We start from the raw sequence: 15,567 nt of genomic DNA, 5'->3' as shown, positions 1-15,567 counted from the left end.
CATTCAGTCTTTCAAAGGCGGGCGTGCTCAGCCAGGCCGTTCTGCGCTGTGGACCTCAAAACGTCCATCGGCACCGGGTAGCCAGTCATGAGTTGCACCTGGCCGACCGCCTGCCCAGCGAGCAGGTCCAAGCCGTCAATGACGGTTGCACCAGCGATCTTCCCAGCCACGGCCAAAGGGGTTGGCCAGGGATCATAGACGACGTCAAAGACCGCATTAGCTCGAGCAGCGAGATCTTCAGCACGCCTTATCAAGGAACCGGCTGGAACCGTCGAGACTATGAGGTTGCACCGCGGAGGCTCCGATTCGAAAGGCAACCAGGCAACACGAATGCCGAGGCCATCAGCAAGTTTAAGGATCTTCGTGGACCGTTCGCGCGAGCGCGACATCACGACGGCTTCGCCCGCTCCCATCCCAATGGCAGCCGCAAGAACAGACCGGGCTGTTGCGCCCGCCCCCAGCATGACAACCTTCTCGACATCAGTCACTCCCCTGGCACGAAGCGCAGCCTCTGCCCCCGTGACGTCGGTATTGCGGACGATGGTCGTGCCGTCACGACAAACCCAGGTATTCGCCGCTCCCAACATGTCAACCGTCGCGTCGGTCTCCCCCAACTCGACGAGATCGGCCTTGTGAGGCATCGTCACTGATAGCCCTCGCCAGGAACCGTCGAGCCCCTCAATAAAAGCACGCAAACCACCAGGCTCGACGTCGATGGCCTGGTAGGACCACTCCAGGCCGAGGACCTGGTATGCGGCGCGGTGAATTGCCGGGGACAAGGAGTGAGCCACTGGATGGCCAATCACCGCACAGTGCATCGCCAGTCCTCCTAGATCAGCACGTATTGTCCTAGCACTTCCCCTTGTGGTCCTGACACCAAGCTTGGAATTTCTTGACATTTTTCTCGTGCTCAGCCAGCGTCTTGGAATACGCCGTAGTGCCCTTGTCAGGATCTGTAACAACCCAATAAAGGTAGTCACTCTTAATCGGTGTCACAGCTGCCTCCATAGATGTCGCACCGGGGTTGTCGATAGGGGTAGGCGGCAAGCCGTTATACAAATAGGTGTTGTACGGCGAATCCTTGGCACGCTGTTCGTCGTTCGTTGTCAGCTTGCCTTCGACGTGGTTGGCGTAGAGCACCGTAGCATCCGACTCCAACTTCATTCCTTGTTGGAGGCGGTTGTAGATGATCCCGGCGATCATCTGCATATCTTTTGGCTTTTTGGCCTCTCTTTCCAAGATGGAGGCGACGATGAGGGCATCGTAGGGGCTACGTTTAATAGTCTGAGCCTGGCCAATGAAATTCATCGTGTTAACCTGCTTGGCGAACTGATTCGTTTGCATCTGCAGGATTTCTAGCGGAGTTGGATTTGACCCCACCTCATAGGTGTCGGGAAAGAGGAAGCCCTCTGGGCGCCCCTTGGCCCAGACCGGCAGGCCTAGTTTCGCAGTTTGCTTATACGCATTCTGGAAGCTGCCAACTGGCATCGTGGTTCCCTTGGCCATGATCCCGAACTGTTGCTCTGTGGTTAAGCCCTCGGGCAGGGTGACACGGGTGCGCTGGATATTGTCCGGATTGTCCAGAATGGACACGGCCTTTGCGGCGTTCATATGCGTCTTGAGCTTGTACTGACCAGCCTGAATAGTAACGTCAGATTCCGAATCGCGAAGGGCCTTGTTATATGCCTTCGTTGACTTGACGACGTCGTTATCGAGCAGGATCGAGCCAACTTCGCTTACCGATGCGCCAGCAGGTACCCGAACTAAGACGTCCTTCTCGCCATCTCCGAGGTAGTCGTCAGCAGACTTGTACGAGATGTAGCCGTCGTAGACCTTCACACCGACGAAGACGCACCCGCCGACGAGCACGGTCAGGGAAAGGATGACGGCGACCGCGCTGCGAAGTTTGTACCAAAATTCCGCCTTCGGGTCATCGTGCTCGTTGAACGGTCCGCTCACGAATCCGCCCCTCCCGTCGCCGTCTCCGATTGGCCTAATCGGACTTGCTCCAACACGTGTTCCAGTATGGCCACAGCAGCGGCCTGATCAATCACGCCACGCTGTTTACGTGCGTTGCGCCCCGCCTCGTGAAGTGCTCGAGCCGCCGTACGCGTGGTCATTCTCTCATCGACCCAGCGCACTGGGATCGGGTTAATAGCCTCGGCCAACTGGCGTCCGGCATCCCGAACGTCTTGCGCGGCCAACTGCTCGGTCCCATTAAGGGCAACCGGAAGCCCCATGATGACCTCAACTGGTTCGTACTCGGCAACGATTTCGGCCAAGCGCTGCACGGGGCGGTCGGCGGTATGCACCGTCTCAACAGGGAAGGCCAGAATCGCGTCGCGGTCGCTCGCGGCCACGCCAATCCGTGCTTTTCCCCAGTCGATGGCAAGTCTCACACCGCACAGAGACGTGTCCGGACGTTCGGCAGGGTTCACAGCGCGGTCAGTTCAGTGTTAACAGCACGCAGAGCGGCGTCGATACCGGTGGGGTCGCTGCCAGCCCCCTGGGCTATGTCGTCCTTACCGCCACCGCGGCCACCAATCGGAGCAACGCCGACCTTGATAAGAGCACCTGCTTTGGCACCAGCAGCGCGTGCTGACTCAGTGGTGGCGACGATCATGGCCGGCTTGTCATGAGTGCCGCCGATTAGGGTGACAACGGCGGGACGATCCTTGACGCGGGCTCGGATCTCAGCGGCGAGGGTACGCAAGTCGCTACCCGCGACACCTGGAACCTTGGCAGCGACGAGGTCGAAGGACCCGGCTGGAGTAGTCCCGGCAACGATGTCATCAACCTGACCCAAGAGCTCACGGGTTCGAGCAGCGCCGAGCTTACGCTCGGCCTCCTTGAGATCGGCCGCGAGCTTCGAGACACGGTCGGCGAGCTGATCCGGCTGCACCTTGAGGATTCCGGTCAACTCGTTGACGAGCGCCCGCTCAGCCGCCATGTGACGGAAAGCATCAGTGGAAACGAGGGCCTCGACGCGCCGGGTACCCGAACCGACCGACTGCTCCCCTAGCAGACTTAGCATGCCAATACGACCGGTGGAGGCAACGTGAGTGCCACCGCACAACTCGCGCGACCACGGGCCAGCCAGCTCGACGACACGCACGATCGGCGGGTACTTTTCGCCGAACATGGCCATCGCTCCCATGGCTTTGGCATCCTCCAGCGGCATCTGGGTATCAGTAACCTCGAAGTCGTCATGAATGGCAACGTTGCAACGCTCTTCGATTTCGTCTTTCAGAGAGTCTGACAGACCCTTGGTAGCGGAGAAATCAAAGCGCAGATAGCCGGGCTTGTTGTAGGAGCCGGCCTGGGTGGCCGATGGCCCTACGAGCTCGCGTAAAGCGGCATGGATGACATGGGTGGCGGTATGGGCCTGGCAGGCTCCAAAACGAGTGGCCGGGTTGACCAGGGCTGTCACCCGATCGCCAACGGCGAGATCACCGTCGAGATGTACCTTGTGGACGATCAGGCCTGGTACCGGACGCTGCACGTCAAGAACCTCAAAGTCGATCCCGTTGGCGCGAATGATGCCAGAATCAGAATCTTGGCCACCCATCTCGGCATAGAACGGGGTCTCGGCCAACACGATCTCGACGACGGCCCCCGGCTCAGCAGCCGTCACGGAAGTACCGTTAGCGATGATGCCAGTAACGGTGGTATCGACCGTCAAATCGGTGTAGCCGAGGAATGGGGTTTCACCGAGGGCACGAACTTGGGAGTAAGCCTCCCGATCCGTGAGTAGGCCCTTCTTCGCCTGAGAGTCAGCTTTAGCGCGGGCACGCTGCTCAGCCATGAGGGCGGTGAACTTGTTGCGATCAACCTCTAACCCTTGCTCGGCCGCCATTTCGAGAGTGAGGTCGATTGGGAACCCGTAAGTGTCGTGAAGCTGGAAGGCTTTCTCCCCCGAGAGGGTCTTTGACCCGGAGGCCTTAGTTTCGACCACGGCTGCATCGAGCATCGCGGTACCCGAGCTTAGAGTGCGTCGGAAGGTGTCCTCTTCCGCTGTGGCGGCACCGATGACGCGATCCCACTGGGTGAGGACATCAGGGAAGGAATCAGCCATAAGATCACGAGATACCGAGAGCAACTCGGGTAATATTGGATCCGCCACACCGAGCAGACGCATGGCGCGAACGACGCGACGCAGCAGACGACGCAACACATAACCGCGGGCCTCATTACCAGGGGTAACTCCGTCGGTCATGAGCATGAGACCGGAACGGACGTGGTCAGCAACTACGCGTAGTCGGACGTCGTCCTCGTGGCGAGCACCGTACCGCTTGCCCGACATCTCGGAAGCTTTCTCAATGACAGGGAATACCTGGTCAGTCTCGTACATATTGTCGACGCCCTGGAGCAGATAGGCAATACGTTCGAGACCGGCACCAGTGTCGATGTTAAGGCTGCGCAATGGGCCTGCGATGTCGAAGTCATCTTTAGCGCGCACCGCTGAGAGATCCTCGGTCTCGAATACGAGGTTCCAGATCTCAAGGTAACGGTCCTCATCTGCTTCTGGACCACCGTCGGGACCATAGGCTGGGCCACGATCGATGTAGATTTCCGAGCACGGGCCGCCGGGGCCGGGAACCCCCATATGCCAGTAGTTGTCCTTAAGGGAGCGACCCTGAATCTGCTCGTCAGGGATACCCGCAGCACGCCACGCCTCGCGCGCCTCAATGTCGCCCTCCGGATAGTCAGGGTGAAACCCAGGTCCAAGGACCGTCACCCAGATGCTGGCAGGATCGAAACCCAATCCGCCCTGTTCTGCCGGCTTAGTGACGAGCTCCCATGCGTACTGAATGGCCTCGTTCTTGAAGTAGTCACCGAAGGAGAAATTCCCCAACATCTGGAAGAAAGTGCCGTGACGAGTGGTCTTGCCAACCTCATCAATGTCTAAGGTGCGCACGCACTTCTGAATACTGGTGGCCCGCTTCCACGGGGAGGGCTCAGTGCCCATAAGGTAAGGCTTGAACGGCACCATGCCGGCGTTAACGAACAGCAAGGTGGGATCGTTGTAGAGCAGTGAGGCGCTCGGCACTACGGTATGACCCTTACTTTCAAAGAAGTCGACGAAGCGCTGTCCGATCTCCGCTGTTCTCATGCCTAGCCCTTCTTGACGTGGTCGCTTTTTGTGGCCCGTAAGGGCCGTCCCGTATCGGGACACCGCAGTCCAACCCTACCCGCACGTGCGGCCGGCGACATCTCACCGCGCCACAGAGGGGGTGCGTACTCGGCGTTCTACCAGATCAGTCTTGTTCGCCGCCGCCTTCGGCCGCAGTGGCGCTGTGGCTTACCTCGGTAGGACTGACCGTATTCTCAACCTGGGACTGACGCATCCGACGCTTCGGACGATGAATTGTTCGGCGCACTCCTTCACCAAAGGCCGCAGCCTTGACCATCGGCGTCCCGACGGTCTGGGTAAAGGTTTGGGCCAGCTCGGCGGCCTGGCCAGTAACGATGGTGCCATGCCCAGAAATGGTGTGGATGTCCTCGATCACCTGATCGAGTTTGGAAATCTCGCCATTGGTTATGACGACAGTGCTTTTAACCTCCTCGAGGATCGGCACAGTGGACTCGTCGACGTCACAAACAGCTTTGCGTACCTCGTCGAGGACGCCGCCAAGTTTGAGCAATGGAACCGCGCATAGCGCGACCAGCACTACCGCCGCGAGTGCTGCGATGAGTCCGGCTATCTGACCCAAGGTCATGACTTCTCCTCCTCAATATCTCGCCCAAGCAGCGCCCGTATCTGGCTCAGACGTTGTGCAATAGCAGCCTCATTGCCATGATCGGTCGGGTCGTAATACCGGGTCGAGGCGATATCGTCGGGCAGATACTGCTGCTTGGCAACCCCATGCGGGAAATTGTGGGCGTAACGATATCCGACGCCGTGGCCCAGATCGTGGGCTGATGAGTAGTGGGCGTCACGCAAGTGGGCGGGAACTTCGCCCCCCTTTCCAGCGCGTACATCGACCAGGGCCCCATCGATAGCGGTGATGACGGCGTTGGATTTCGGGGCGGTGGCTGCGGCAATGGTGGCCTGGGCTAGGTTGAGACGAGCCTCGGGCATCCCGATCAGTTGGACGGCCTGGGCTGCCGCGACACAGGTCTGGAGCACACTTGGGGCGGCCATCCCGATGTCTTCACTGGCGAGAATGATAAGGCGCCGTGCAATAAATCGGGGATCCTCCCCTGCCTCAATCATCCGGGCCAGGTAGTGCAGTGCGGCGTCAACGTCTGAGCCGCGCACGGATTTGATGAAAGCGCTGATGACATCGTAGTGCTGGTCGCCGTCACGGTCGTAGCGCACTGCGGCACGATCAACCGCAGTGGAGACGATCTGACTCGTGATCGTGTCAGTACCTGCCGCACTCGCCCCGGCAGCGGCCTCTTCAAGATAGGTGAGGGCGCGTCGTGCGTCTCCCGCAGCCAGTTGCAGCAGGTCAGCGCGAGCATCGTCCTCCAGGACGTAACGCCTGTCGGACTCAGTTCGCAGGCCGCGTGGATCGCTCAGGGCTCGATCGAGTAACGATGAAACGTCAGCCTCGGTGAGTGGCTTGAGGGTCAACAATAAGGAGCGCGACAACAGCGGGGAGATGACCGAAAAAGACGGGTTTTCGGTGGTCGCCGCGATGAGGGTCACGGTGCGGTTCTCCACTGCCGGGAGCAGGACGTCCTGCTGGGCCTTAGAGAAGCGGTGCACCTCGTCGACGAAGAGAACGGTCGGCTGTCCCAAGGCTAACTGACGTCGGGCAGTGTCAAGTTCCCGACGGATGTCTTTGACTCCGGCCGTTACAGCCGAGATCTCCACGAAGCGTCGGTTCGTGGCGTGGGAGACGACCGAGGCAATCGTCGTCTTACCAACCCCGGGAGGGCCCCACAAGAACACGCTCATGGCCCCGGTCCCCTCGGCCAGGCGGCGCAGGGGTGAACCGGGGGTCAGCAAATGCTGCTGCCCGACGATCTCATCAATGGTGCGCGGGCGAAGCCGAACTGCTAGTGGCGCGTCAGGGTTGGGAGTATCCAGGGACCCACCACTGGTCGCGTCGGATTGAGCCGACGTGACGTTGCCGAAGAGATCCTCACTCACCATGGCACCATATCGCCGCGTTGCGACAGCGAGCCGCTCACGTATGTTCGCGCAGTAACGCTCGGGCAGCGACTGATATCGCCGCCGCCCGTCGTCACCGGTCGTCACGTCGTGGACTTATATGCCTCCGCATTCGAGGTTTGACCGCCGGAAGGCTCCTTCGGCTTGGCATCGACGCCGGCTTCGCGCCGCTGGGCAGGGGTAATTGGTGCAGGAGCAGCCGTCAGCGGGTCATAGCCGTTACCAGTCTTCGGGAAGGCAATAACGTCACGGATAGTCTCGAAGCCGCCAAGCAGCATAACTAGACGATCCAAACCGAAGGCGATGCCACCGTGCGGCGGCGCGCCAAATTTGAAGGCATCCAGTAGGAAACCGAATTTCTCTTGGGCCTCTTCGGGGCCAATACCCATGACGTTGAAGACCCGCTCCTGAACGTCACGGCGATGGATACGGATCGACCCGCCGCCTACCTCGTTGCCGTTGACGACGAAGTCGTAAGCGTAAGCCAAAGCTGAACCCGGATCGGTGTCGAAGGTATCCAGGCAGTCGGGGGTCGGGCTGGTGAAGGCGTGGTGGACGGCGGTCCAGGCGCCCGTGCCAACGGCGACGTCGCCGGAAGCCTCTGCTTCCTTGGTGGGCTTGAACAACGGGGCGTCAACCACCCAGCAGAAAGCCCAGTCAGATGGATCAAAGAGTTCGCAACGGCGGCCGATTTCCAGACGGGCGGCGCCGAGTAGCTCTTGGGAGGAGGTCTTCGAGCCAGCAGCAAAGAAGATGGCATCACCAGGCTTGGCACCGACCTTCTCGGCGATGCCAGCCTTCTCCTCCTCGGAAATGTTTTTGGCAACTGGACCTTCTGGCACGCCCTCGTCAGAGATCGTGATGTAGGCCAGACCCTTGGCTCCGCGGGTGCGCGCCCACTCCTGCCAGGCGTCGAACTGACGGCGTGGCAGGGAGGCTCCGCCGGGCATCACCACGGCACCGACGTAGGGAGCCTGAAAGACCCGGAACGCAGTGTTGGCAAAGAAATCGGTAACCTCGGTGATCTCGTTGCCAAAGCGCAGATCCGGCTTGTCAGAGCCGTAGCGATCCATCGCCTCGTGCCAGGTGATGCGAGGTAACGGCGTCGGCATGTCGACGCCAATGATCTTCCAACAAGCCGCCATGGTCTCTTCAGCCAGCGCGATGACATCGTCCTGGTCAACGAAGCTCATCTCGACATCAAGCTGGGTGAACTCAGGCTGACGATCGGCACGGAAGTCCTCGTCACGGTAGCAACGAGCGATCTGGTAATAACGTTCCATACCCGAGACCATGAGCAGCTGTTTGAACAACTGAGGGCTCTGCGGCAGGGCGTACCAACAGCCCGGGGCCAGACGAGCCGGAACCAGAAAGTCGCGAGCGCCCTCAGGGGTAGACCGGGTCAGAGTCGGAGTCTCGATGTCATAAAAATTGTGACGATCCAGCACCTCACGAATGGCGTGGGTCACGTGAGAACGCAGCACCAGGGCTTCATGCTGATGCGGGCGGCGCAGGTCGAGGTAGCGGTACTTCAGACGGGCGTCCTCGCCGACACTGACGTGCTCGTCGATCTGGAAGGGTAGCGGCGCTGAAGGATTGAGCACCTCGAGCTCGGTGATGGCAACCTCAATCTCGCCGGTGGGTAGGTTCGGGTTGGCATTACCCTCTGGACGTGCCTCAACGACTCCGGTCACCCTGATGCAGTACTCGTTGCGCAGGTCGTGAGCGCCTGAGGACTCCAAAATCTCATCGCGGATGACGACCTGGGCCAGGCCTGAGGCGTCGCGAAGATCGATGAAGGCGACGCCACCGTGGTCGCGACGATGCCCAACCCATCCGGCGAGAGTCACTTCCTTGCCGATGTCGCTGGCTCGTAGGGTTCCTGCGTCATGGGTTCGCAGCACGTTTCATCCTTCCGTTGTCGCAGGCCACGCATAGACGGTACGGGCCGTAAAACAGCATACCGACGGGCCATGACTGTCGCCATCCGCACCCAGATGCCCATGAGCTGCCCAGCCATAGCATCCGAAACTACGGACGCCGTGGCGATCACAACCGCCACGGCGTCCGTCCCTCAAATCGGATCACACCTGGATCTCAGGGAACCACTCTTCGATCTGCTTACGCATAGCTTCATTTCCGCCAGAACGCTGATTGTGCTCGAGGATCCAGTCGCGGATCGACCCTCCGGCGAGTTCATTAATAGCATTACGCGCAGTCTGTGGGTCGTTGAGTATTTCTTTAAGCATTGAGACCGCTTCGTCGCTAGTGCGGTAGAAATACGGATAATCCTCAGGGACCGTCTTACGTGCCCAGGTGGTATCTGGGAAGACACCGATGGCACCGGCGACGAGAGCCTCGAGGTACTCGAAGCCATAGGCCTCGTTCTTGGCGGTGGCTAGGAAGGCCGTCATGCGGGCTAGGGACTCCCAGTACTCCTCGCGCTGACCGAAGAGGGGGCCAACCGAAGCCCACTTTGGCGACGACATCTTCATCGCCATGACGCTAGCGAGATCGCGCTGACTTAGACGGGCTTCCATTCTCACGTCCATGTCTGCAGCGACGCGGTTCATAACGTCGAGAAATATCTTCGGGCGTTTGGTTTCTGTGAGGTGAATCGCTGGGTAGAGAACCGTCGGAATTTCGGGATCAACGTGCTCGCGAGCGAGGTCATCACGAATGCCAGGCTGGATCCAAGCGACTCGGGCCTGGTGAGCCAGCGGGGAGATCGTCCAGCGGCGAACGAGCTCGGTCACCTCACCAGCAGTGCGCTCGCCAGAGCACAGTGTCGGGAAGAGGGCGTACGCGAGGCCCATAGCCGCAAAGTTCACTTTGTGGTGGTAGTGGGATGGGGGCAACCACTGAAGGTTAAGGATCTTGGGCTCGGCACCCTCGCGGTGCATGGTTTGGAAGACGCCAACCGAATCGATGACGTCGAGGTTGATGACAAGGGTTTCAAGCGGTTCAAGGCTGGTCAGCTTCCTGGCCTCGAATCCATCGCACTGACGATCCTCGTAGTTCACGACGACGGCCCCCGGGTACATGTCGAGAAGCCGCTCAACGAGAGCGGTTCCGCCCCCTCGACTAACAAGTCGACCCTGGTCGTCGACGATCGGACTGTCATCGAGAAAACCCATCTTGATTGCGATGGTCATTGGTCATCTCCCGTTATCTGTGGGCGTCAGGCGCGGCCATGCGCCAAGCTTTGACTGCGACTCTATCGCTAGCCGTGGCACTACGGTAAGTGAACCGACCTCTCCTGCGGCAAAAAGTGTTAACCGTTGATGGTCGGTCCAGTGAGGGTGCTCTGTAGGGCAGGCCCCTCCCGGCCGATGAGTTCTGCCGCCGGAAGATTTGCTAGGGACTGCAACCCAATGACGTAGCGAGCCGTGAAAATCCCCAGCAATTGCGAGAGTCCAAGAGAGGCCCGTATCCCCGCCTCTTCTGCACCGAATCGGGGAATGAGTAAATTGACAACTGGGGCCAAAATTTCCTCGGTGTAAAACTGACGCATCATGTCGAAGGCGTCAGGCTGGGTGAGAAGTGCCTGCACCACACCTTGCATTTGCGGATCCGGTCCTCCCAGGCCAAGGTGACCATCCCAAGCATCGATGAACGCCTTGACCAGGGCCTCCCCCAGATGATCAGGGTCAGTTCGCGAACACACCTCAGCAATAATCCGGTGCGGACCATTGGGAAGGGACATCGCCTCGTTGTAGAGGGATTGCTTAGATCCGAAGTAGTAGCTCACCAACGAGGTGTCCACCTCAGCTTCGCGGGCTATAGCTCTTAGGCTCACTGACTGGAAGTCACCGGCCAGAAAAAGGGAGCGGGCTGCGGCCAAAATAGCGGCTCTCGCAGCCCCAACCTCACCACGTGGACCACGACGAGACGATCGTGCGCACTGTGACTGAGACATGCCATGACCGTACTCCTCAATGACTTGGCTGAAAAAGCCCCCCTACTGCTGCGAAGTGATTTCCACGGTGATGAAATGGAGACATGGACGCACACATCGGCAATGCGATTCCACCGGACGCGCAGGACCTTCGGATGGGTCTTGACGTCGGATCAACGACGATCAAGGCCGTCATCCTCGATCCCGACGAGAACATCCTTTTCGAGGACTACAGACGTCACCACGCCGATATCACCGGCGCTATGGCCTCTCTGCTCGGCGACGCCGCCGATGCTCTTCCCGGCGCAAAGGTGCGCACGACCGTTACCGGATCGGCGGGATTGGGAACCGCAGAGGCATTGGGCCTTACTTTCATTCAGGAGGTCATGGCTGAGACGGCCGCCGTCCAACGTTGGAATCCCGACGCCGACGTGCTTCTCGAACTCGGTGGTGAGGATGCCAAGATCACCTACCTCAAGCCGGTCCCCGAACAGCGCATGAATGGTTCGTGTGCTGGTGGCACCGGTGCCTTCATCGACCAGATGGCTACCCTGCTGCACACCGACACTCCCGGCCTCAATGACCTCGCATCCCGGGCCAAGACCATCCATCCGATCGCCTCGCGCTGTGGTGTTTTTGCCAAGTCCGACCTTCAGCCCCTCATTAACGAGGGAGCCCGCCACGAAGATCTGGCTGCTTCGGTCCTGCAGGCTGTCGCCACTCAGTGCATTGCTGGCCTGGCATGTGGTCGCCCGATTCGAGGTAAGGTCATCTTCCTTGGCGGTCCGCTTCACTTTATGCCAAGTTTGCGAGACGCTTTCTCGCGCGTCCTCGACGGTAAGGTTGATGCGTACATTACCCCAGACCGCGCTCAGCTATACGTGGCTATGGGAGCAGCCCTGACGTCAACGTCTGAACCGGTAGATCTCGCGGAAACTGCGAAACGTTCACGACACGCTCGTACTCAAAACGGGATTTCCCAATCCATGCCACCGCTATTTCGTAGCGAGGAGGAATTGGACGAATTCAATCGGCGGCATTCTCACGCCAAGCTGCCACGCCTACCTTTACATGACGCTCGCGGTAGCCTCTTCCTGGGCATCGACGCCGGATCAACGACTATCAAGTCGGTCCTCATTGATGAGTCCCTCAACATTGTCGCCTCTCACTACGCCTCTAATGAGGGTGACCCGGTAAGCGCGGCGGTGCAAATCCTCGCCGACCTGTACGACACCATGCCAGCAGAGGCCACCATCGCCCGTACCTGCACCACTGGGTACGGTGAGGGGCTCGTTAAGGCTGCGCTAGAGGCCGAAGACGGCGAAGTCGAAACTATGGCCCATTACCGAGCCGCCGATCATCTGCTTCCCGGGGTGACCGCAATCATTGACATTGGTGGCCAGGACATGAAGTATTTGCGCGTCGTCGATCAAGTCATCGACTCTATCTCTGTCAACGAGGCGTGTTCGTCGGGATGCGGGTCCTTCTTGCAAACCTTTGCTGCCGGCATGGATACCGATATCGAATCATTCTCCTCCATGAGCCTGCTGGCTCAGCATCCGGTAGATCTAGGTAGTCGCTGCACCGTCTTTATGAACTCCTCAGTCAAGCAGGCACAAAAGGAGGGGGCCTCTCCCGCTGATATTGCTGCCGGACTGTCCTACTCAGTGGTTCGCAATGCCTTGTACAAGGTCATTAAGCTTACTGATCCGGCACAACTAGGGAACAAGGTTGTCGTCCAAGGTGGAACCTTCCTCAACAATGCCGTCCTACGTGCCTTCGAAAAGCTCACCGGTCGCGAGGTCGTTCGTCCCGCTGAGGCTGGCCTCATGGGAGCCTATGGAGCTGCCCTGACCGCTCACGCCCGGTTTCATGCCGGAGAGCCCACCACCTCTGAAGGTTTACGGGAGCGCGCTGAACTCGATGGTTTCGCTGTTGAGACTCATCGCGACGACTGCGCGTTGTGTCAAAATCACTGCCAACGCACCATCGCCACCTTCTCCGATGGTCGCGTGTTCGTCTCGGGTAACCGTTGCGACCGTGGCGCCGAGGTTAATAACCGCAAGATGGCCAAGCTTCCGAAGTCTGAGCTGCCCAATGTGTTCGAGGACAAGTACAAGAGGCTCTTTAGCTATCGGCGTTTGACGGCTAAGAAGGCCTTTCGCGGTGATTTAGGCCTGCCTCGCGCTCTCAACATGTACGAAAACTACCCATTCTGGTTCACGACTTTATCGGCACTCGGATACCGTGTCATGATCTCGGGACGCTCCTCCCATGCCCTATTCGAAAAAGGCATGGAATCGATTGCCAGCGAGAATATTTGTTATCCCGCTAAGCTCAACAACGGTCACGTTGAGGACCTTGTGCAGCGTGGGGTGAAACGGATTTTTGATCCCTGTATCCGCTATGAGCAGGTCAGCGTGGCCGACGCCGACGCGCACTTCAACTGCCCGGTGGTTGCCTCGTACCCCGAGGTCATCAGGGCTAACGTCGAAAGTCTACGAGACAAGGACGTCGAGCTTATCTCGCCCTTCCTCTCGCTGGCTGATCCTGACAAGCTTGCTGAGCGGCTGGCTGAGGTTTTCGCCGATGATGATGTCACCGTCGATGAAGCCCGACGCGCCATTGCCAAAGGTTTGGAGGAAGATAAGGCTTTCCATGACGAAATCCGGAAGATGGGCGAGGATGCCTTGGCCTATATGGCCGAACACAACGTCCCGGGAATCGTACTGGCAGGCCGTCCGTACCATGTCGATCCGGAGATCCATCACGGAATTCCCGAGATGGTGAACTCCTTGGGAATGGCGGTACTAACCGAGGACTCGGTAGCCCATCTGGGAGCCGACTTACTGGAACGTCCACTACGCGTGCGCGACCAGTGGATGTTCCACTCCCGCCTCTACCAGGCTGCCGCCTTCGTCGGATCCCGTCCCGACCTTGAGTTGGTTCAGCTGAATTCATTCGGCTGTGGCCTTGATGCCATCACCACCGATCAGGTGCGTGAGATCCTGGCCGCGCGCGACCGTATCTACACCACCCTAAAGATTGATGAGGTATCCAATCTGGGCGCGGCTCGCATCCGAATGCGCTCGCTGCAGGCCGCATCGAAGGAACGAGCTAGCCATAACCGCAACCTTGTAACTCATCCGTTATCGGATGACCGGGTGCCCTTCACCAAAGAGATGAAAGCTACTCACACTATTTTGGTGCCGCAGTTGGCCCCCTACCAAACCTCCATCGCCGAGGCTGCCTTGCGGGCCTCTGGCTATCAGGTCGAAGTACTGAAGCAAGCTTCCCGGGAGAACATTGATTATGGCCTGTCGGTGGTCAACAATGATGCTTGTTTCCCGGCTATTGTCGTCATTGGGCAACTCGTGTCGGCACTGAAATCCGGCAAGTACGACCTTGATCACACCACCCTTTTCCTTACTCAGACCGGCGGCATGTGCCGTGCCACCAATTACATCGGTCTGCTACGCAAGGCTCTCAAGGATGCCGGGTTTGGCAATATCCCGGTCATCGCAGCTTCCCTGCAAGGAGTCGAGGATAACCCGGGCTTCTCCCTGACTGCTCCCCTCATCCACCGCATGGTGCAGGCTATTACCCTTGGCGACCTGCTGCAGAAGGTGCATCTTCGTACCCGTCCTTACGAAGCAGTTCCAGGATCGGCTGATAGCCTCATGCGCCGCTGGACGACCATAGTGCGCGAGCATTTCCTGAACGGTGGACATTCCACGACTTGGGGACGCCGCACGTCCTACAAGGCCATGATCAACAGCATCGTTGACAATTTCGAACATCTCGAATTGGTCGATGGACCGCGTAAACCGCGGGTCGGTGTGCTTGGCGAGATTTTGGTGCAGTTCCACCCTGACGCCAATAACCACATCGTCGAGACCATCGAATCCGAGGGTTGTGAGGCTGTCCTGCCGGGCCTGATGTGGTTCGTCTACAACTGCTTGTCTGCTGGTGACTACAACTACAAGACCTTCGGCACCGACAAGTGGAGCCGTCACGTCAAAAAAGCTTTCCGAGCCCTGCTCATGCACTACCAGAAGCCGGTCACCACAGCATTGCGCAAGTCGACTCGGTTTGAAGTCCCGACCCCAATCACCGAACTCATGGCGGATGCCCAACGCATTGTTCAGCTCGGTAACCAGGCCGGTGAGGGCTGGTACCTCGTCGGTGAGATGGTCGATATGATCCGTGAGGGCGTACCGAATATCGCCGTTGTGCAGCCCTTCGCGTGCCTACCGAACCACGTCACCGGGCGTGGTATCTTCCGCGAGATCCGCCGTCAGTTCCCGCAGGCCAACGTGGTGTCTGTCGATTATGATCCGGGGGCTTCTCAAGTAAACCAGCTCAACCGCATCAAATTGATGGCCGCTACCGCTCGAGATCGCAACGTCAACGAGGAACGTGACGTCGGCCAGGCGGTGCGCCCGGAACCTGACGAGAAGATCCCAATCTCACCGCCGACAGCTTCACGCCCAGATCTCAAAGGGAAACCGGTTATGGAGCTGTTTGTGCATCTGTGAGGGTCCTT

At 59.1% G+C, this 15,567-nt stretch carries 10 protein-coding genes; 1 reads left to right on the top strand and 9 read right to left on the bottom strand.

The window, feature by feature from the left end; translation table 11 throughout:
* Positions 1–11: 11 nt before the first annotated feature.
* The 9 genes from ACOYO3_RS06975 to ACOYO3_RS06935 all read right to left on the bottom strand — a co-directional run bounded on the left by ACOYO3_RS06975 (position 12) and on the right by ACOYO3_RS06935 (position 11,042).
* Positions 12–818 carry a shikimate dehydrogenase gene (locus ACOYO3_RS06975; protein WP_002524946.1) on the bottom strand — a complete coding sequence of 269 codons (807 nt, stop codon included), beginning with the start codon at positions 816–818 and terminating at the stop codon, positions 12–14.
* Positions 819–849: 31 nt separating this feature from the next.
* Positions 850–1,959 carry an endolytic transglycosylase MltG gene (gene mltG / locus ACOYO3_RS06970; protein WP_002517973.1) on the bottom strand — a complete coding sequence of 370 codons (1,110 nt, stop codon included), beginning with the start codon at positions 1,957–1,959 and terminating at the stop codon, positions 850–852.
* Complete coding sequence (gene ruvX, locus ACOYO3_RS06965; protein ID WP_002518938.1) at positions 1,956–2,399, bottom strand: Holliday junction resolvase RuvX; 444 nt, start codon at positions 2,397–2,399, stop codon at positions 1,956–1,958. Before ruvX ends, mltG begins: the two co-directional genes overlap by 4 nt.
* Positions 2,400–2,434: 35 nt before the next feature.
* Positions 2,435–5,113, bottom strand: a complete 2,679-nt coding sequence (gene alaS / locus ACOYO3_RS06960; RefSeq protein ID WP_427305822.1) for an alanine--tRNA ligase — start codon at positions 5,111–5,113, stop codon at positions 2,435–2,437.
* Positions 5,114–5,258: 145 nt separating this feature from the next.
* Positions 5,259–5,720, bottom strand: a complete 462-nt coding sequence (locus tag ACOYO3_RS06955; RefSeq protein WP_002517843.1) for a DUF948 domain-containing protein — start codon at positions 5,718–5,720, stop codon at positions 5,259–5,261.
* A complete protein-coding gene (locus tag ACOYO3_RS06950; RefSeq protein ID WP_002524030.1) occupies positions 5,717–7,105 on the bottom strand; it encodes a replication-associated recombination protein A in 1,389 nt (462 codons plus the stop codon). The genes ACOYO3_RS06955 and ACOYO3_RS06950 overlap by 4 nt, the downstream gene beginning before the upstream one ends.
* 101 nt (positions 7,106–7,206) lie before the next feature.
* Positions 7,207–9,027, bottom strand: a complete 1,821-nt coding sequence (gene aspS / locus ACOYO3_RS06945) for an aspartate--tRNA ligase (RefSeq protein ID WP_002517846.1) — start codon at positions 9,025–9,027, stop codon at positions 7,207–7,209.
* Between the two features lie 180 nt (positions 9,028–9,207).
* On the bottom strand, positions 9,208–10,278 hold the full coding sequence (locus tag ACOYO3_RS06940) for a hypothetical protein (protein WP_002524948.1): 1,071 nt from the start codon (positions 10,276–10,278) through the stop codon (positions 9,208–9,210).
* A 119-nt stretch (positions 10,279–10,397) separates the two neighbouring features.
* On the bottom strand, positions 10,398–11,042 hold the full coding sequence (locus tag ACOYO3_RS06935) for a TetR family transcriptional regulator (protein WP_002517748.1): 645 nt from the start codon (positions 11,040–11,042) through the stop codon (positions 10,398–10,400).
* An 83-nt stretch (positions 11,043–11,125) separates the two neighbouring features.
* Between ACOYO3_RS06935 and ACOYO3_RS06930 the strand changes: the two genes are divergently transcribed.
* On the top strand, positions 11,126–15,559 hold the full coding sequence (locus ACOYO3_RS06930; RefSeq protein ID WP_002517818.1) for an acyl-CoA dehydratase activase-related protein: 4,434 nt from the start codon (positions 11,126–11,128) through the stop codon (positions 15,557–15,559).
* The last annotated feature ends 8 nt before the right edge of the window (positions 15,560–15,567 follow it).

Source organism: Cutibacterium sp. KBN10P07758, from assembly GCF_050286205.1.
Taxonomy (GTDB): domain Bacteria; phylum Actinomycetota; class Actinomycetes; order Propionibacteriales; family Propionibacteriaceae; genus Cutibacterium; species Cutibacterium acnes.
This window is presented reverse-complemented; position numbering and strand designations above follow the sequence as displayed.